Source organism: Staphylococcus sp. FW104-15G4D, assembly GCF_058790135.1.
Genome location: NZ_JBYTCH010000003.1, coordinates 106,822 through 125,383, shown reverse-complemented (window position 1 = coordinate 125,383; position 18,562 = coordinate 106,822). Strand labels below are relative to the sequence as shown.

Annotated in this window: 19 protein-coding genes; 12 read left to right on the top strand and 7 right to left on the bottom strand. The window is 32.8% G+C overall.

What is annotated here, in order from left to right; translation table 11 throughout:
- Window positions 1-2 precede the first annotated feature (2 nt).
- The 4 genes from recF to dnaA all read right to left on the bottom strand — a co-directional run bounded on the left by recF (window position 3) and on the right by dnaA (window position 4,533).
- Entirely contained in the window at window positions 3-1,118 is a 1,116-nt protein-coding gene (gene recF, locus AC3WQX_RS10225; RefSeq protein ID WP_023349972.1) for a DNA replication/repair protein RecF, read from the bottom strand.
- Complete coding sequence (yaaA, locus tag AC3WQX_RS10220; RefSeq protein ID WP_002454368.1) at window positions 1,115-1,360, bottom strand: S4 domain-containing protein YaaA; 246 nt, start codon at window positions 1,358-1,360, stop codon at window positions 1,115-1,117. Before yaaA ends, recF begins: the two co-directional genes overlap by 4 nt.
- A 374-nt stretch (window positions 1,361-1,734) precedes the next feature.
- Window positions 1,735-2,868 carry a DNA polymerase III subunit beta gene (gene dnaN, locus AC3WQX_RS10215; RefSeq protein ID WP_049427084.1) on the bottom strand — a complete coding sequence of 378 codons (1,134 nt, stop codon included), beginning with the start codon at window positions 2,866-2,868 and terminating at the stop codon, window positions 1,735-1,737.
- Between the two features lie 309 nt (window positions 2,869-3,177).
- Entirely contained in the window at window positions 3,178-4,533 is a 1,356-nt protein-coding gene (dnaA, locus tag AC3WQX_RS10210; RefSeq protein ID WP_016898446.1) for a chromosomal replication initiator protein DnaA, read from the bottom strand.
- 735 nt (window positions 4,534-5,268) lie between these two features.
- On the opposite strand from dnaA, the gene rpmH reads away from it, so the two are divergent.
- The 6 genes from rpmH to noc all read left to right on the top strand — a co-directional run bounded on the left by rpmH (window position 5,269) and on the right by noc (window position 10,965).
- On the top strand, window positions 5,269-5,406 hold the full coding sequence (gene rpmH, locus AC3WQX_RS10205; protein WP_000240855.1) for a 50S ribosomal protein L34: 138 nt from the start codon (window positions 5,269-5,271) through the stop codon (window positions 5,404-5,406).
- Window positions 5,407-5,514: 108 nt separating this feature from the next.
- The gene (gene rnpA, locus AC3WQX_RS10200; RefSeq protein WP_030061530.1) at window positions 5,515-5,862 is read left to right on the top strand and encodes a ribonuclease P protein component; all 348 of its coding nucleotides are present in this window, start codon (window positions 5,515-5,517) and stop codon (window positions 5,860-5,862) included.
- A gap of 157 nt (window positions 5,863-6,019) precedes the next feature.
- Window positions 6,020-7,399 carry a tRNA uridine-5-carboxymethylaminomethyl(34) synthesis GTPase MnmE gene (gene mnmE / locus AC3WQX_RS10195; RefSeq protein WP_492740142.1) on the top strand — a complete coding sequence of 460 codons (1,380 nt, stop codon included), beginning with the start codon at window positions 6,020-6,022 and terminating at the stop codon, window positions 7,397-7,399.
- Window positions 7,400-7,481: 82 nt separating this feature from the next.
- Window positions 7,482-9,359: a tRNA uridine-5-carboxymethylaminomethyl(34) synthesis enzyme MnmG gene (gene mnmG / locus AC3WQX_RS10190; protein WP_030061526.1), complete on the top strand. Its 1,878-nt coding sequence runs from the start codon at window positions 7,482-7,484 to the stop codon at window positions 9,357-9,359.
- On the top strand, window positions 9,359-10,078 hold the full coding sequence (gene rsmG, locus AC3WQX_RS10185; protein ID WP_002454373.1) for a 16S rRNA (guanine(527)-N(7))-methyltransferase RsmG: 720 nt from the start codon (window positions 9,359-9,361) through the stop codon (window positions 10,076-10,078). The genes mnmG and rsmG overlap by 1 nt, the downstream gene beginning before the upstream one ends.
- 47 nt (window positions 10,079-10,125) lie before the next feature.
- Entirely contained in the window at window positions 10,126-10,965 is an 840-nt protein-coding gene (gene noc / locus AC3WQX_RS10180) for a nucleoid occlusion protein (RefSeq protein WP_002434625.1), read from the top strand.
- 64 nt (window positions 10,966-11,029) lie between these two features.
- Here the strand turns inward: noc and AC3WQX_RS10175 are convergent, their stop codons facing one another.
- Both AC3WQX_RS10175 and AC3WQX_RS10170 read right to left on the bottom strand, forming a co-directional pair.
- Window positions 11,030-11,740: an SDR family NAD(P)-dependent oxidoreductase gene (locus AC3WQX_RS10175; RefSeq protein ID WP_049427077.1), complete on the bottom strand. Its 711-nt coding sequence runs from the start codon at window positions 11,738-11,740 to the stop codon at window positions 11,030-11,032.
- Between the two features lie 66 nt (window positions 11,741-11,806).
- Window positions 11,807-12,442, bottom strand: a complete 636-nt coding sequence (locus tag AC3WQX_RS10170) for an HAD family hydrolase (protein ID WP_002434582.1) — start codon at window positions 12,440-12,442, stop codon at window positions 11,807-11,809.
- Window positions 12,443-12,702: 260 nt separating this feature from the next.
- Between AC3WQX_RS10170 and AC3WQX_RS10165 the strand changes: the two genes are divergently transcribed.
- Genes AC3WQX_RS10165 through AC3WQX_RS10155 form a run of 3 tightly spaced genes read left to right on the top strand, consistent with a single transcriptional unit; the run spans window position 12,703 to window position 13,997 of the window.
- Entirely contained in the window at window positions 12,703-13,062 is a 360-nt protein-coding gene (locus AC3WQX_RS10165; protein ID WP_002454376.1) for a DUF3147 family protein, read from the top strand.
- Between the two features lie 19 nt (window positions 13,063-13,081).
- Window positions 13,082-13,477, top strand: a complete 396-nt coding sequence (locus tag AC3WQX_RS10160) for a DUF3147 family protein (RefSeq protein ID WP_030061520.1) — start codon at window positions 13,082-13,084, stop codon at window positions 13,475-13,477.
- Window positions 13,443-13,997, top strand: a complete 555-nt coding sequence (locus tag AC3WQX_RS10155) for a TetR/AcrR family transcriptional regulator (protein ID WP_030061518.1) — start codon at window positions 13,443-13,445, stop codon at window positions 13,995-13,997. The genes AC3WQX_RS10160 and AC3WQX_RS10155 overlap by 35 nt, the downstream gene beginning before the upstream one ends.
- A gap of 598 nt (window positions 13,998-14,595) precedes the next feature.
- On the opposite strand, the gene AC3WQX_RS10150 is transcribed toward AC3WQX_RS10155, so the two are convergent.
- Window positions 14,596-15,246, bottom strand: a complete 651-nt coding sequence (locus AC3WQX_RS10150) for a YIP1 family protein (protein WP_049427073.1) — start codon at window positions 15,244-15,246, stop codon at window positions 14,596-14,598.
- Window positions 15,247-15,489: 243 nt separating this feature from the next.
- Between AC3WQX_RS10150 and AC3WQX_RS10145 the strand changes: the two genes are divergently transcribed.
- Genes AC3WQX_RS10145 through AC3WQX_RS10135 form a run of 3 tightly spaced genes read left to right on the top strand, consistent with a single transcriptional unit; the run spans window position 15,490 to window position 18,483 of the window.
- On the top strand, window positions 15,490-16,605 hold the full coding sequence (locus tag AC3WQX_RS10145; RefSeq protein WP_030061384.1) for an efflux RND transporter periplasmic adaptor subunit: 1,116 nt from the start codon (window positions 15,490-15,492) through the stop codon (window positions 16,603-16,605).
- Window positions 16,602-17,288, top strand: a complete 687-nt coding sequence (locus tag AC3WQX_RS10140; RefSeq protein ID WP_023349962.1) for an ABC transporter ATP-binding protein — start codon at window positions 16,602-16,604, stop codon at window positions 17,286-17,288. The genes AC3WQX_RS10145 and AC3WQX_RS10140 overlap by 4 nt, the downstream gene beginning before the upstream one ends.
- Window positions 17,281-18,483 carry an ABC transporter permease gene (locus tag AC3WQX_RS10135; RefSeq protein ID WP_037550858.1) on the top strand — a complete coding sequence of 401 codons (1,203 nt, stop codon included), beginning with the start codon at window positions 17,281-17,283 and terminating at the stop codon, window positions 18,481-18,483. Before AC3WQX_RS10140 ends, AC3WQX_RS10135 begins: the two co-directional genes overlap by 8 nt.
- Window positions 18,484-18,562 lie beyond the last annotated feature (79 nt).

Genomic DNA, 18,562 nt, shown 5'->3' with positions numbered 1-18,562 from the left:
TATTACTTTAGTAATTCGCCTTGACTTATACGGTATAACTTAGCATTATTCATAATTTCATGGTCTATACCGTCAACAGAGGTTGTAGTCACAAATGTCTGTACTTTATGTTGGATTGTACTTAGAAGATGCGTTTGACGTGAATCATCAAGTTCACTGAGTACATCGTCCAGTAATAATATTGGATACTCTCCAACTTCGATGTTCATTAATTCAATCTCTGCCAATTTGATCGACAATGCTGTAGTTCTTTGTTGTCCTTGTGATCCATATGTTTGTGCATCCATGTCATTAACATTGAATCCTAAATCATCTCGATGTGGTCCATAAAGACACACACCTCTTTCTTTCTCTCTTTGAAGGTTATCGTTTAATAATTCGATGACCTCCTCGAGCAATTCTGACTCTTCCTTCTCATAATCACTTAACTTTAAACTTGGTAAATATTTAAGTCCTAACTTCTCACGCTCATTCGTAATCCCTGAATGAATCGGTTGCGCAAGTTCTTCCAGTTCTTTTATAAAATGCTCACGACGTAACGTTACCTTTAAAGCATATTGAGCAAATTGTTGATTTAACACTTCTAACATTGTCGTATCTGTCTTCTGCCCAATTTGTAATTGCTTCAAATAGTTATTCTTTTGTTTAAGAATACGTTGGTATTGAGCTAAATCATTTAAGTAAACGGCTGAAATTTGTCCTAACTCCATGTCTATGAAACGTCGTCGTATCTGTGGTGAACCTTTAACAATATTCAAATCTTCAGGAGCAAATAAAACGACATTCAAGTGTCCCACATATTGAGTCAGTTTACTTTGTTCAAGGTGATTGACTTTAACTTGTTTACCTTTTTTAGTTATAAACATTGTAAGTGGCATTGTGCCATGTCTATAACTCAGCTCACCTTCTATTTTAGCATAGTCAGCTTTAAAACGTATGAGTTCCTTGTCATTCGAAGTACGATGACTTTTAGCTAGCGCTAGCGTATAAATTGATTCAAGTAAATTTGTCTTTCCTTGCGCGTTTTCTCCTATGAGGATATTCACTTCAGGATGACAATCTAATGTAACCTCTTCATAGTTACGATAATTCTCTAATTGGAGTGTATTAAGTTTCATTGTTCACCTTGATGGATGATTAGAAAAGAACCAGTATCTTCAGGTAATTCTGTGATATCAATTCGGTCGTTATGTTCTAATTTCTTCCCGCGACGTGTCTCACGTTGGCCGTTTATTAAAACTTCGAAATCTTGGAGGAACCATTTAGCTTGTCCACCAGATTCAATAATGCCTTCAGTTTTAAGAAATTGACCTAAAGTTATGTTTCCTTCTACAACAACTTCTTGAACCAAAATTATCACTCCATTTCTTTATGTGTCATTAATATATTATACCTTTTTTTGCCTTAGATTTCATTTAAAATAAAGAATGAAATCGTTTACTTTGATATATATTTTTATTTTTCAAAATCTGCAATCTACTTGGTAAATTTTTTTAGTTTTAAGAGACATCATATTTTAATTGTGTATGCTTCTCTAATTTAAATTTAAAGGGGTATTTTACTTAATTTTAACAAATAGGAGGTTTACCCTAAAAAATTTATTGATGTTTCTTAAAATACCTCTCAGTATCTTTAAAATGAATTTAAAGTAACTAAAAAGAGATTGTCTAAGTGACAATCTCTAAACTCATTATAGCATTATTAAATTTTTATGTTTTAATCCATATGGTCTAACTAATAAGTTCTAATTGGTAAAATCAATTGAGTTACTGAATCGTCATCTTTCGGTTTCAAAATAAATGGTTTCATTGTTCCAAAGAATTCTACTTCAACTTCGTCATTATCGATGGCTTTTAAAGCATCCATCATGTATTTAGAGTTGAATGAAATTTTTAAGTTTCCACCTTCAACATCATTTGCAGTTACTTCTTCTTTTACTGTACCAATTTCTGGTGATGTTGAGGATAATTCTACTAACTCATTTCCAATGCTCAATTTAATAACATTATTTCCACCTTCACGTGCTAAAAGAGATGCACGATCGATAGCGTGATAGAAATCACCGTTATTGATGCCTAACTTAATTTCATAGTTTTCTGGGAATAAACGCGTTGTATCTGGATAATGACCTTCAAGTAAACGAGAGATAAAGTTAACGTTTCCTACTCTAAATAGAACTTGGTTTGATGCAAAGAAGATATCAATATCTTCGTCACTATCACTCATAATTTTATTTAATTCTGATAAAGCTTTACCTGGAATGATGACATTTTTATTTTCAGAAGTATCTTCCAATTGTAACTTTCTTACAGCCAAGCGGTGTGAGTCAGTGGCAGTGCATATTAATTCATTATCTTGTATAAGCCAGTTCACACCAGTTAACACTGGGCGTGTTTCTGAGGTGGACACTGCAAAATTTGTTTGAGCAATGATGTTTTTAAGTACTTTAACTGATAATTGAATTGCGTCATCTCTTGATACTTCAGGTAATAATGGATATTGATCTGGATCTAATCCACTTAAGTTAAATTCTGAATGTCCTGAAGTAATCAATGTTTGGAACTGTTCATTTGTAGATAATTTAACATCTTTACCAGGTAACTTTTTGATGATATCTACGAAGAAACGACCAGGGAGTACTACTGATCCTGTTTCTGAGATTTCAACGATGTCCTCACCGTCAACTTGTTTAGGAATTGTAATTTCAATTGAGATTTCTGAATCTGAACCAGTTAAAATCACTTCATTATCTTTAGCATCAATTTTGATACCAGTTAAAATTGGTAATGTTGTTCTAGGTGAAATTGCTTTTAATGTGTCATTAAGTTGATTAATAAAATAATCTCTTTTAATTGTGAATTCCATCATTAATTTCTAAACTCCTTCCAGTCGTTTATATATAATTATATAGGTTTTAAATTCATAGTAATAGTAGTAGGGACTGTGGATTGGTGGATAAGTCCATAAATGTCCGAAATAGCAAAGTTATGCACATGTGGATAAACTGTGTATGCTGTGTACTACTTTTAAACATTATCCACAATTCTTTGCTTTATCCATTTCTTAACTCTCATATTTTGAGAAAATTATTTACTTCATTTTCATTGTAATTATTCCCGAAATTTATCTTTTTAAATCTGGTTGCTTAGAGTATAAGACTTATCTTGTTATTTCCCGTTACTGATTTCTAATTTCTTTTTCTAAGTTTTCGATTTCTTGTTTAAAAGTAGGATCTGCTTTGATGTCGTTAGCTATCTTTTCATGTGCATGAATGACAGTTGTATGATCTCGTCCACCAAATTCTTCTCCAATTTTTGGTAGTGAGAAATCAGTCAATTCACGGGATAGATACATAGCAATTTGACGCGGATATGCAATAGATTTAGTACGTTTTTTAGCACTGAAATCCTCAATGCGTACACTATAATATTGACCAACGACTTTTTGAATATCTTGAATTGTAATCTTTTTGGATTTAGGTGCTTGAATAATATCTTTTAGAGCTTCAGCAGCTAATTCTGTAGTTATCGGTTTGCCTTGAAGTTTGGAATAAGCTAAAAGTCTAGTGAGTGCACCTTCAAGTTCACGAATATTTGACTGGATTTGATTGGCAATATAATTAAGCGCTTCTGGTGGTATATCAAGGTTTTCTTCTTCAATTTTCTTTTGTAATATCGCCATTCTTGTTTCGTAATCAGGTGGTGTAATGTCAACGATTAATCCCCACTCGAAACGTGAACGTAATCGATCTTCTAATTTAGCAATTTCTTTAGGTGGACGATCACTTGAAATAACTATTTGTTTATTGTTTTGATGTAATTCATTAAATGTATGGAAGAATTCTTCTTGCGTCTGTTCTTTATTTTGAATGAATTGAATATCATCTATAAGTAATACATCGATGTTTCGATACTTCTCACGGAAAGCTTCAGTCTCATTATCACGAATAGATTTGATAAATTCGTTAGTAAATTTCTCACTAGATGTGTAAATCACTTTAGCACTAGGTTGATTACTAAGAACATGATGACCAATCGCATGCATCAAGTGTGTTTTACCTAAACCTACGCCCCCATAAATGAATAATGGGTTATAAGCTTCAGCTGGTGCTTCAGCTACAGCTAAACTTGCAGCATGTGGGAAGCGGTTCCCTGGACCAATAACAAATGTATCGAATGTGTTATGAATATTAAATTGTTCTTTACCACCATCATTATCTTCAATTGTAGATGTTGACGTTTGTGGTTCTTGAGGTTCATTAGATGCACCATTGTTATAGTCGGCGAGTTCATCTTCAGTAATAAATAGCGGTTTCACTTCATAACCAATGACATCATATATAATAGCTTGCATTATTTCAGAGTATTTTTGATTAAGCCAATTCGCATTAAAAGATAGGCTCGTTAAAATAATGGCTTCGTCATTTTTAAGTGAATAGAGTTGAGTATCTTTAATAAACGTATGATAACTGGTATGTGAAATTCTTTCTTGAGCAAGTTCTAAAACTTTGTCCCAAATTTCTTTCTCTGACATAAAAACTCCATCTTTCTTAAAATTTTTGACTTATACACATAAATAACATTAGTGGATAAAAATAATCACAGCATGTTAATAATTATCCACAAGTTAATCACATATAGTGGATAACTATCACAATACTATGATTTATTCACAGTAATTATGTATAAAAGTTTAATAAATAAATCCTTATAAAATCATTGATTGAACGACTTATCCACATAATTATACTTTTTAACTTAGACAGATGTCAAATGACTGTGAATATGTTCTTAAATTTGGCATAACTATGTGTATGAACTCTATTTTATCCACAGAAATAAGCAATAGTTTTGTGAATAAGTGGATAACTTTATATAATCTTCATTATTTCTTAATAATCGTTTGGGAAATAATTTATAACACATGTATGAAAAATGTATAACTAATATAAAATTCTTGAGCTGCAAGAATCGTAATGATTTAAAACTGAAAATTTAATTGAAAGATATGCTATACATCATAAAATCATCTTGCTTTATAAAAGGGATTTTGTTATATTGTAGTAGTTGCTTGAATTATGACTAGATAATAATGAGCTAAATAAGAAATTTCTTAATAGCAGACACAATAAGAGAGCAATTGCTCAAATGAAGTATGTTAGTACTATAGGCTGCAACATACTTTGATAATTTATCTATGTATATGAGCCAGTTTCAAGGTATGAAATTGGAAATATTAGATAATTGAATACAGATGGAGGTGTTTTGCATGGTAAAACGTACTTATCAACCAAATAAACGTAAACATAGTAAAGTTCATGGTTTCAGAAAACGCATGAGCACTAAAAATGGCCGTAAAGTTTTAGCGCGTCGTCGTCGTAAAGGCCGTAAAGTTTTATCAGCATAAGATCACTGACTCATCAGTGGTCTTTTTTTTCGTTTTAATTAGGAAAAAAGATTCATTTGAAATAAAAACATTCATATAATGGATAATTGAATAAGCGAGTGATGTTATGTGGAAAAAGCATATCGTATAAAGAAAAATTCAGATTTCCAAACTATTTATAAAAAAGGTAAATCTGTAGCGAATAGACAATTTGTGGTTTATACCTATAATAATAAAGAAAATAAACATTTTCGTTTAGGTATAAGTGTTTCTAAGAAATTGGGTAATGCTGTAACTAGAAATAGAATTAAAAGAGCTATTAGAGAAAATTTTAAAGTTCACAAAGAAGATATTATAGCTAAAGATATTGTTGTTATTGCAAGGCATCCATCTAGAGATATGACAACTTTAGAAATTCAAGGTAGTTTAGAACATGTACTAAAAATAGCTAAGGTATTTAATAAAAAGATAAAGTAGGGTAGGGGATATGCTTTAAATAAGACTAACCGAAGTCTTACCTAAGACAAACGTAAGCCTAACTCGGATACTTTAAAAGCACTATGTTAGCTTTTTATAGAGAAACAATTTACAATGTTATAATGAAATTTTACTTGAATAAGGAGGCGAGACTCTTATGGATTTTGATACGATTACTAGTATTTCAACACCTATCGGCGAAGGAGCTATCGGTATTGTCCGTTTATCAGGCCCACAAGCCATTGAAATAGGAGATACACTTTATAAAGGAAAGAAAAAATTATCTGAAGTAGATACACATACGATTAACTACGGTCATATTATTGATCCAGAAACTAATGAAACTGTCGAAGAAGTGATGATATCTGTGCTACGTGCACCAAAAACATTTACTAGAGAAGATATCATTGAAATTAATTGTCACGGCGGTATTTTAACAATTAATCGCATACTGGAATTAACTATGACGTATGGTGCACGTATGGCTGAACCAGGTGAATATACGAAGCGTGCTTTCTTAAATGGTCGTATTGATTTATCTCAAGCAGAGGCAGTTATGGATTTCATACGCTCTAAAACTGATCGCGCCTCTAAAGTAGCAATGAATCAAATTGAAGGTCGTTTAAGTGACCTTATTAAAAAACAACGTCAATCCATATTGGAGATTCTCGCTCAAGTAGAAGTTAATATTGATTACCCTGAATATGATGACGTTGAAGATGCCACAACTGAGTTTTTACTTGAACAGTCTAAGAATATTAAAGAAGAAATTAATCGACTGCTTGAAACAGGTACTCAAGGTAAGATAATGCGTGAAGGATTATCAACCGTTATCGTTGGTCGTCCTAATGTAGGTAAATCTTCAATGTTAAATAATCTTATTCAAGATAATAAAGCGATCGTTACTGAAGTAGCTGGTACGACTAGAGACGTTTTAGAAGAATATGTCAATGTACGAGGGGTACCATTACGATTAGTTGATACAGCAGGTATACGTGATACAGAAGATATTGTAGAGAAGATTGGTGTCGAACGTTCACGTAAAGCATTAAGTGAAGCGGATCTAATCTTATTTGTTCTTAACAATAATGAACCTCTAACAGAAGACGATCAAACATTGTATGAAGTTGTGAAGAACGAAGACGTTATTGTAATTATTAATAAAACAGATTTAGAACCACGTTTAGATATAAATGAAGTTAAAGAAATGATTGGTGACATGCCATTAATCCAAACTTCTATGTTAAAACAAGAAGGTATAGATGAATTAGAAATTCAAATTAGAGATTTATTCTTCGGTGGAGAAGTTCAAAATCAGGATATGACATATGTATCTAACTCACGTCATATTTCTTTATTAAAACAAGCTAGACATTCAATTCAAGATGCGATAGATGCTGCTGAATCTGGTGTGCCTATGGATATGGTTCAAATTGATTTAACGCGTACTTGGGAAATACTTGGTGAAATCATTGGAGAATCAGCGAGCGATGAGTTAATTGATCAACTGTTTAGTCAATTCTGTTTAGGTAAATAATGATATTTAATATTTAAGGAATAAGACGGTAGGGTGTCTTCATTTTCCGGAAAAGTTTTTAAGAATATAAGGAGGTAAAAAAGTGGTTCAAGAGTATGATGTAATTGTCATTGGAGCTGGTCATGCAGGAATTGAAGCGGGCTTAGCTTCTGCAAGACGTGGCGCGAAAACGTTAATGTTAACAATTAATTTAGATAATATTGCCTTTATGCCATGTAATCCATCCGTTGGTGGCCCTGCAAAAGGTATTGTAGTGCGTGAAATCGATGCGTTAGGTGGACAAATGGCTAAAACGATTGATAAAACACATATCCAAATGCGTATGTTGAATACTGGTAAAGGGCCGGCTGTAAGAGCATTACGTGCACAAGCAGATAAAGTGTTATATCAACAAGAAATGAAACGTGTAATCGAGGACGAAGATAACTTAGATATTATGCAAGGCATGGTGGATGAGTTAATTATTGAAGAAAATGAAGTGAAAGGCGTACGTACGAATATTGGAACAGAATACCGCTCTAAAGCAGTAGTTGTTACAACAGGTACGTTCTTACGTGGTGAAATCATCTTAGGTAACATGAAATACTCTAGTGGTCCAAACCATCAATTACCTTCTATCACTTTAGCTGACAACTTGAGACAACTTGGATTTGATGTAGTTCGATTCAAGACAGGTACGCCTCCACGTGTGAATGCTAAAACAATCGACTATTCTAAAACTGAAATTCAACCCGGTGATGATGTAGGTCGTGCATTTAGTTATGAAACGACTGAATATATTTTAGATCAATTACCTTGTTGGTTAACATATACAAATGGTGAAACTCACAAAGTGATTGATGATAATCTTCATTTATCTGCGATGTATTCAGGTATGATTAAAGGTACTGGTCCTAGATATTGTCCATCAATTGAAGATAAATTTGTTCGTTTTAACGATAAACCTAGACACCAACTTTTCTTAGAGCCTGAAGGTCGTAATACGAATGAAGTGTATGTACAAGGTTTATCTACAAGTCTTCCTGAACATGTTCAACGTCAAATGTTAGAGACAATTCCTGGTCTTGAAAAGGCAGACATGATGCGCGCAGGTTATGCAATCGAATATGATGCGATTGTGCCTACACAGTTATGGCCAACCCTTGAAACAAAATCAATTAAGAACTTATATACTGCAGGTCAAATTAATGGTACGTCAGGGTACGAAGAAGCGGCAGGACAAGGTATCATGGCAGGTATTAACGCAGCAGGTAAAGTGCTAGGTACTGGAGAGAAAATCTTAAGTCGTTCTGATGCATATATCGGTGTATTAATTGATGACTTAGTGACTAAAGGAACTAATGAACCATATAGATTATTAACTTCTCGTGCTGAATATCGTTTATTACTACGTCATGATAATGCAGATTTACGTTTAACTGATGTAGGTTATGAGTTAGGCATGATTTCTGATGAACGCTACGCACGCTTTAATGAGAAACGTCAACAAATTCAAAATGAAATTCAACGCTTAACTGACATTCGTATTAAACCAAACGATCACACTCAATCTGTTATCGAGTCTAAAGGTGGCTCACGCTTGAAAGATGGTATCTTAGCAATTGATTTATTACGTCGTCCTGAGATGACTTATGATACGATTTTAGAGATTCTAGAAGAAGACCACCAACTACCTGATGCGGTTGAAGAACAAGTTGAAATACAAACGAAATATGAAGGTTATATCAATAAATCTTTACAACAAGTTGAAAAAGTAAAACGTATGGAAGAGAAGAAAATTCCTGAAGACTTGGATTATAATAAAGTAGATAGTTTAGCTTCTGAAGCTAGAGAAAAATTAGCAGAAGTAAAACCATTAAATATTGCACAAGCTTCACGTATATCTGGTGTAAATCCAGCAGATATCTCAATTTTACTTGTCTATTTAGAACAAGGGAAACTTCAAAGGGTGAATCAATAATGAGTGTAGAATGGCTATCTAAGAAATTAAGTGAACATGGCATTGAATTGTCTGAAACGCAAAAAGAACAATTCCAAACGTACTATCAATTACTTGTTGAGTGGAATGAAAAGATGAACTTAACAAGTATTACGGAAGAACATGATGTATACTTAAAACACTTCTATGATTCAATTACACCTAGCTTCTATTATGACTTCGATGGAGAATTAAGCATTTGCGATGTTGGAGCTGGTGCAGGATTTCCAAGTATTCCTTTGAAAATAGTTTTTCCTGAATTGAAGGTAACGATTGTGGATTCACTTAATAAACGAATTCAATTTCTCAATCACTTAGCTGCAGAGTTAGGCCTCCAAGATGTCAGTTTTGTGCATGATCGTGCGGAATCTTATGGTAAGGGAGCCTACAGGGAGTCTTATGATATCGTTACAGCACGTGCTGTTGCACGTCTTACTGTATTGAGTGAATTGTGCTTACCTTTAGTTAAAAAAGGTGGCCAATTTATCGCACTTAAGTCATCTAAAGGCGAAGAGGAATTGCAAGAAGCGAACTTTGCTATTAATATTTTAGGTGGAAACGTGAAAGAAACATTTTCATTTGAATTGCCTGAGGATGCTGGCGAAAGACAAATGATAGTGATTGATAAACGTAGACAGACTTCTAAGAAATACCCAAGGAAACCAGGTACGCCAAACAAATCTCCACTACTTGAGAGCTAAGAAGAGACATATGATATAACAAATAATTGAGAGGGAGAGAATGGATAATGAAGAAACCTTTTTCAAAATTATTTGGTTTAAAAAATAAAGATGACATCGTTGGTTATACTGAAGAAGAGCGCAATAATAATGTTGAATCCATTCATATTGAACGTATCGTACCCAATCGTTATCAACCAAGACAAGTATTTGAGCCAAATAAGATAAGAGAATTAGCTGAATCGATTGAAGAACATGGGTTATTGCAACCCATCGTTGTACGTCCGATAGAAGAGGATATGTTTGAAATTATTGCTGGTGAGCGTCGATTCAGAGCATTACAATCATTGCATAAACCACAAGCTGACGTCATTATTCGTCACATGAATGATGAAGAAACGGCAGTAGTTGCGTTAATTGAGAATATTCAACGTGAGAATTTATCTGTGGTTGAAGAAGCGGAAGCTTATAAAAAATTGCTTGAAATAGGAGATACGACGCAAAGTGAATTAGCGAAGAGTCTAGGTAAAAGTCAAAGTTTCATCGCTAATAAATTACGCTTATTAAAACTTGCTCCTAACGTGATTAAACGACTTCGTGAAGGAAAGATAACTGAAAGACACGCCCGTGCTGTCTTGGTTTTACCCGAAGATGAGCAAGAAGAATTAATTGAGCAAGTCATTAATCAGAAATTAAACGTTAAACAAACTGAAGATAAAGTACGTCAAAAGACAGGTCCTGAAAAAGTTAAAGCTCAGACTTTCCAATTTTCACAAGATGTGACTCAAGCGAGAGATGAAGTGGGTAAAAGTATTGAAGCCATCGAGCAGTCTGGCTTACGTGTTGAACATAAAGACAAAGACCATGATGACTATTATGAAATAAAAATTAGAATATATAAGAAATAGTAAGAAAAGAACGAGTTAATGCAGTATATTGTTGCACTAACTCGTTTTTTTTTATTGAAAGTATTTACTTTTTAAATAGTTTAAAAGGCGTGACTCTAAGTAAGATTTTACCATTGTGATTACGGTTGTCTGTGACCACTTTTACAATGGATTGGGCAGCTTCACTGACGGTACGCATGAGTAGACCTTTTTGATGATTGTTTAAATCAGTCGTCACTCCACCTGGCATAATACCGAAAATTTCGACTGGTATTTTACTTTTCTTGAATTGTCTTGCAAAGAGCTTAATCATTGAGTTAAGTGGTTCTTTCGTTGCAATGTAACTAAATGGTTCGAAGAAACTTGATGGTTTCAAAGGGATGGTTAAATTCACTATTCTACCTTTATTACGGGCTAAGATTGGTGTGAAAGCTTTAATCATTTGGAAATTACCGAAGAAATTAACCTCTGTTAAAGATCTTAACTCATCAACATCCACATCTAATGGCTTAGCCTGCATATTTCCTGAAACACCTGCATTATTTATTAAGACGTTAATATCACTGTGATGTGCTCTAATGTATTGTGCAGCTGAATCTATTGTTTCATCGTGATTTAAATCTAATCTAACCCATTTTACGTTAATTCCTTCTCGTTGAAGCGTATTAACTGCTTCCATCCCTCTTTGCTCATTTCTAGCCCCGAGTAATATGTACCAATCTTGCTCTCCAAGTTGTCTCGCTGTTTCAAAGCCTATGCCTTTATTCGCACCTGTAATTAAAACTTTTTTACTCAAAGTGATTTTCTCCTTTATATGTTTGATGAAGGGATGTTAATTGAATTTTCGAGAATTTAAAAAAGATTAGAAATTTAATTCAGTTACCTCATGAATGATATATGTTGGATTCTCAGATTTTAATTCCTCAATACTGTGTGTACCCCAAGTGACTGCACATGATGCCACTTTTGCGCTATTTGCCATTTGCATATCAAATATAGCGTCCCCGATATAAATAGTTTCTTCATTTTCTAATTGGTATTTATTCAAGATATAGTTGATGCCATCAGGTGAAGGTTTATAATGATTAACTTTGTCTGACCCTATTACTTCTGTAAATAAGTGATCTATGTCTAAGATCTCTAAGTTACGAATGAGCACATCTGTTTTCTTACTTGATACTACAAATAACTGTTTATCTTTTGAGAGTGATTGGAGTTGTTCAGTCATATGTTTATAAAGTTTTAAATAAGATGATTCAACCTCTTTATAATTTTGCCTAAAGGTTTTGATAAGCGCTTCTAACTGATGGTCATCTAAATCAACGGAACTCATTAAACTGAATGACTTTTCTATTGGTATTCCCATATAATACTCAATCAGATTTACTGTCGGTTCTTCTAGCCCTCTTTCTTTAAAAGATTTTTGAGTAGCAACTATACTACATTCTTTAGAATCTGCAATTGTACCATCGAAATCAAAGATTAAATTTTTGTACATGAATGTCTAACCTCACTTAATTAGAAAATGATTTTATAAAAACTTTAACATAAATCTATCAAGCAACAAACTAAACTATAAATAAGTTATTTTAGATAATGCAAAAACTTTAATAATTGTTTTACGTGAAACACATACTATTACTATTTTTAGAAAATTAGGTATTTTAGTGGAAATGTTTACAACGCACTATAATCGATTTACACTAAAAGTAAACGAAACGTTTCGTTTAATAATTAAAATTGATAAGAAGGGTTATTGTGTTTGGTATATCGATTTCAAGTGCTATTCTCCATTTTGTAATAGGTGGTCTTGCAGTTGCGCTCGCATCAGTAATGGCAGATAAAGTCGGTGGTAAGTTAGGTGGTATTATAGCCACTATGCCGGCAGTCTACCTTGCTGCAGTGATTGCTTTAGCTATAGATCATCGAGGTCAACAACTGATTCAAATGTCTATACATCTTAGTACAGGTGCAATTGTAGGAATTATATCTTGTATAGTTACTGTATTCTTTACCTCACTATTTATAGGTAAAAGAAATTACAAGAGTGGGACTATATTTTCAATTGTATGTTGGCTTGTCATTTCTATAGCAATATTTGTAGTTAGACACATTTAATGATGGAGGCATTGTAATAATGAAATTAGTATTAATAAAATTTCTCGTTGGTGGATTAGCAGTATTAGTGAGTTACATTGTATCAATGGTATTACCTTGGAAAGAGTTCGGAGGTATCTTTGCAACTTTTCCAGCAGTGTTCTTAGTTTCAATGTTTATCACAGGCATGCAATTTGGTGATAAGATGGCAATGCATGTGAGTAGAGGCGCAGTCTTTGGTATGATAGGCGTATTATTTAGTATTTTAGCTACTTGGGGACTTTTACAATCAACACAAATGTGGTTAATTAGTATTATTGGTGGATTTATTGTATGGTTTGTAAGTGCAGTGGTTATATTTGAAATTGTTGAATTTATTACGCATAAAAGAAGGGTTAAACATGGCTGGAAGACCGAAAGATCCAACAATAAATAAGAAAATTTATGAAGAAATTAACCGTTTATTAGAAACAATACATTTTAGAGACATAACAATTGATCAGATTTCGGAAAATACTGGTATCTCTAAAGCGACGATTTATCGCAGATGGAAAGATAAATCGTCAATTATTATGGATATGTTTGTTGAACAATCACAAAAGATATTTATCCATGAGAGCGACAATTTATATGAAGATTTGTATCATTTTTTAGTGAAAATCAAAGATATTTATAAGACGAAATTAGGTAGTGCAGTGATTGAAATTTTAATCAGTCATCAACAGATCGAAGCACGAGAAACGTTTATGACAGATTATTTTAATAGTAATCGAAGAACATTAAAAAAGATTATCAGCAAGCATATTAAAGATGAAGAGCAAGACTTATTTATAGATCTTATCTTCTCGCCTATTTACTTCAATATATTAATCAAACCCGACTCATTAGATGAAAATTACATTGAAAAGATGTTGAATAGAATTATCGAAGCGTATGACCCAGAAACGAAAGAGTAAACGTTCCTTAAATAAGGAACGTTCTTTATGTAGAGGGTAGACTGAACGAAGTGTTAGTTTCTTATTTGTATGCAGTTTATTAAAATCTAATGATCAGACAACTTTTTATTTAATAAAATATAGTAATAACATTAATAATATTGAAATCGGAATAATGATACTTTCTGCTCTCATCATTGATTTAGAAAGATTTTTAAATTCTTTATCTGAGGCATTATTGTTTTTTAATTTAAAGTATTTTATTCCAAGATATATGGCAGGTAACAAATGAAGTAGTAAAAAAACTATTAGTATAGTAATCATCAAAATCCTCCTCCAAAAAAATAATAGCATCTAATGAAAGCGAGCTTTAAATAAAAAATAATTAATTAATCTACTATGCATTTCTATGTAATCTAGTATAATTAAATTAATAAGAGTTCATGCATTAATATTACCAATCCCCTCACTACTCGAGATAGTGAGGGGATTTTTTAGGTTATGGTTGATATCACTTATTTTTTCTTTTTCTCATTCAAGCTAATAATAATTGGTAACATACCACAACAAATGATTATCAATAATATTAATCCTGAATTCATTTTTGTACCTCTTGTGATTATTTAGTGTTCATATTTGGCATTGATTGACCAGAAGCTCCACTTATTAAACCAAATCCAACTAATAAAACTAGAGCAACGATACCTAATATAATAGATGTTTTCTTAGATAAGCGACTCGTTGAGTAATAAACTACGCCTGTTAAAAATGCTTTTAATAAGTTAGTTAAGTTTAATGCCATTAAAAATTTGTTGCCTTTAGCGAAGATGTTTAAACTGTCTAATTTATATTCAAGAATACTTAATCCAAATAATAGTTGGATAATAATGATAATAAGAGAGAAAGCATTAATTATAATTGAGTATGAAAGTGCAGCAGAAAAGATACTGCTACCTTTAGCATCAGATTTAAATATTTTAGAAATAACTAAGAAAATCACAAAAACTATTCCTGCATTAAAAAGCATGCCAAAGAAACCAGTTATTATTGTTATTATCAAGTAAACTCCAGAATTCATCTGACCATTAGTTTGTGATAATAAAGAATCTTTTGTAGCAAAGTAACTTACGAATGCAGTTATTATGGCTAAAACTATTAAAATTAACAACTTCACTAACCATTTTGGATTTTCTCTTAACTTACTAAAATGATTTACAAATGGAATGCTAGAATTTTCTAGTTGTTTAGTATCGATATTTTGATTTTCCATAATATGTATATCTCCTTTGTTTATTAATATCACTTAAATGTTAACATTTAAATCTATTTTATAAAATAAGCAATTTAAAATTTTAGTTAAATTTCATTGCCTATACATAATAATTTTAGAGAATGAATGTTTTTTCAATATTAACATTTCTAAGATTTTGTAAATTTTATATATATAAAATATTACTAATTTTACATTTGTGTTATCATTTCAATTGCAATCAATTATTAAGGAGAAATAGATATGAAAAAGAAAATATTGTGGATCATCATAGGAATTGCAATCATTCTATTATTAATTATCGCTGCTTTTATCGTGAAACAGGTAAATGGATCAGGTAAGAAAGATAGTGAAGGTTACGATACATATACAGTTAAAAAAGAAACACCTATCAGTTTAGAGGGGAAAGCTTCTCCTAAATCTGTAAAGACATATAATAATAACAGTTCAATTGGGACATTTTTAAGTACATCTGTAGACGATGGACAGAAGGTTAAACAAGGGGATCGTTTAATTAATTATGACACGAATGCTAGTAAACGTGAACAATTAGCGAATAAGGTGAACCAAGCACAAAGTCAAGTGAATGATGATTATCAAAAGATTAATCAAAGCCCTAATAATAGCCAATTGCAATCTAAACTTACTCAAGATCAAAGCTCATTAAACGAAGCACAACAGTCATTAGCACAACACGACAGACAAGTGAATGACAGTATGTATGCTTCATTTGATGGTAAAGTAAATATCAAAAATGATTCAGATGTTGGTGATGGACAACCGATTTTACAATTAATTTCAGATAACCCTCAAATTAATGCGACCGTTACAGAATTTGATATTAATAAAATTAAAGAGGGGGATAAAGTCGACGTTACTGTAAATAGTACAGGTAAAAAAGGCGAAGGTAAGATTATCAAAATTGATGAGCTTCCTACTAGTTATGATTCCGGTAGTGAGGGTGAAGCAGCTGGTGGTGCTCAAGCAGGCGGTGAAGAAGGTGAAGGTTCAGGCGCTCAAGCTTCTAATCCAACTGTGAATAATCCTTCTGGAGGTAAAGAAGGCGACACATCTAAATACAGAGTAGTTATTGGAGATTTAGATATCCCAGTTAGATCAGGTTTCTCTATGGATGCGAAGATTCCTTTAAATACTAAGAAATTACCTGACAATGTATTAACTAAAGATAACGATGTGTTCGTGGTTGATGAAAATCATAAAGTTCATAAACGTGATATCAAAATTGAACGAAACAATGGTCAAATTATCGTTAAAAAAGGTCTTAAATCAGGTGATAAAGTCATTAAAAATCCTAAAGGTAATTTAAATGATGGAGAAAAAGTTGAGGTGTCATCATGATTGAGTTGAAAAAAATCAATCGACACTTTAAAAATGGTAATGAATCTAATCATATTTTAAAGGATATTGATATTCATATTGATGAAGGAGAGTTTATCGCTATCATGGGTCCTTCAGGCTCAGGTAAAAGTACGCTCATCAACATATTAGGATTTATCGATCGCGGATATGAAGGGGAATACCTTTTCAATAAAGAAAATTATCAAAAAAGTTCAGACAACAAGCTTGCTGAAATTCGAAATCATACTGTAGGGTTTGTCTTTCAAAACTTTAAATTGATTCAAAATAATACCATTCTTGAGAATGTTAGTATCCCTCTTATTTATAATGGAATAGGGAGTAAAGAGCGTAAAAATAAAGTTTTAGACGGTCTTCAAGACGTCGGTCTTAAAGGTAAAGAAGATTTATTGCCGAATAAATTATCAGGTGGTCAACAACAACGTGTGGCCATCGCTAGAGCGATTATCAATAATCCGAAGTTTATTATCGCTGATGAACCTACAGGTGCGCTTGATTCTAAGACGTCTCAAGATATTATGGAACTCTTCGTTAAACTAAATAAAGAAAAAAGAACGACGATGATTATGGTTACACATGACCGTGATGTAGCGGATAAAGCTGATCGTATTATTCATATTTTAGATGGTCGTGTGCGAGAGGAAGAGGTGTTGACGCATGAATAACTTTTCTAATGTTATTGCTGTCGCCTTTCGCTCAATTTTAAAGAATAAACGTCGAAACATCTTTACGATGATTGGGATTATCATCGGTATCGCAGCTGTCATTACTATTATGTCTTTAGGTAATGGATTTAAGAAATCAACAAATGAACAATTTGATGAAGCGGGTGCGGGTAAAGATCAAGCTTCTATTTCATTTATGACTGAGAATATGGAGGCACCTAAGAATAATCCGTTTAAACAAGAAGATATAAGTGTAGTAGAACAAGTTAAAGGTGTTAAGAATGCCAAAATAAAAGAAGACGATGATAGCACGTATTCAGCTAAAATCACCAATTCACATGGTGGCGGTGATGTCAGTCTTAAAAAACAAAACGAGCTTACCGATGTAGACAAAGGCAAAGGTTTTACTAAAGATGATAATGACACTGAAGAGAAAGTCGCTGTCATTGATAGTAAACTTGCGAAAAAAGTGTTTAATAATAATGCGATAGGTAAGTCTATCTATGTGAATGGCGAAGGATTTAAAGTTGTTGGTGTATCTGAAGGTTCAGGAATGGACGCTGGCGGTATGGGTATGCCTGAAGAATCAACAGTACAACTCCCTACAAAGACATTCAATAAATATATGGGTAACTTGTCTCAGGGTATGCCTCAATTATTAGTTACTGTGGATAAGAGTTCTGCTAAAAAAGACGTTGGTAAAAAAGTTGAAAAAGAACTGAATAAAAAAGGTACTGGCACATCTGAGGGGCAATATAGTTATCAAGACAATGAAGAAATGATGAAAGGTATCGGAAAAGTATTAGATACCATTACTTACTTTGTTGCAGCAGTTGCAGGTATTTCACTCTTTATTGCTGGTATTGGTGTGATGAATGTGATGTACATTTCAGTTACTGAGCGTACAGAAGAAATTGCGATCCGACGTGCATTTGGCGCTAAAGGTCGAGATATAGAAATACAATTCTTAGTCGAGAGTGTGGTCCTATGTCTTATTGGTGGTATTATTGGATTAATACTCGGTATTATCATAGCGACACTAATTGATGCTGTGACGCCAGAAATGGTTAAAAGTTCCGTCAGTCTAGGATCCGTAATCTTAGCTGTTGGTGTATCTACCCTAATCGGTATTGTGTTCGGTTGGATACCTGCACGTGCCGCATCTAAGAAAGAATTAATTGATATTATTAAATAACGATTGCTTCTATATAATTATCTTAAAAGCGTGAGTAGTTACTTTAATGTTGACTACTCACGCTTAAATTTTAATAATT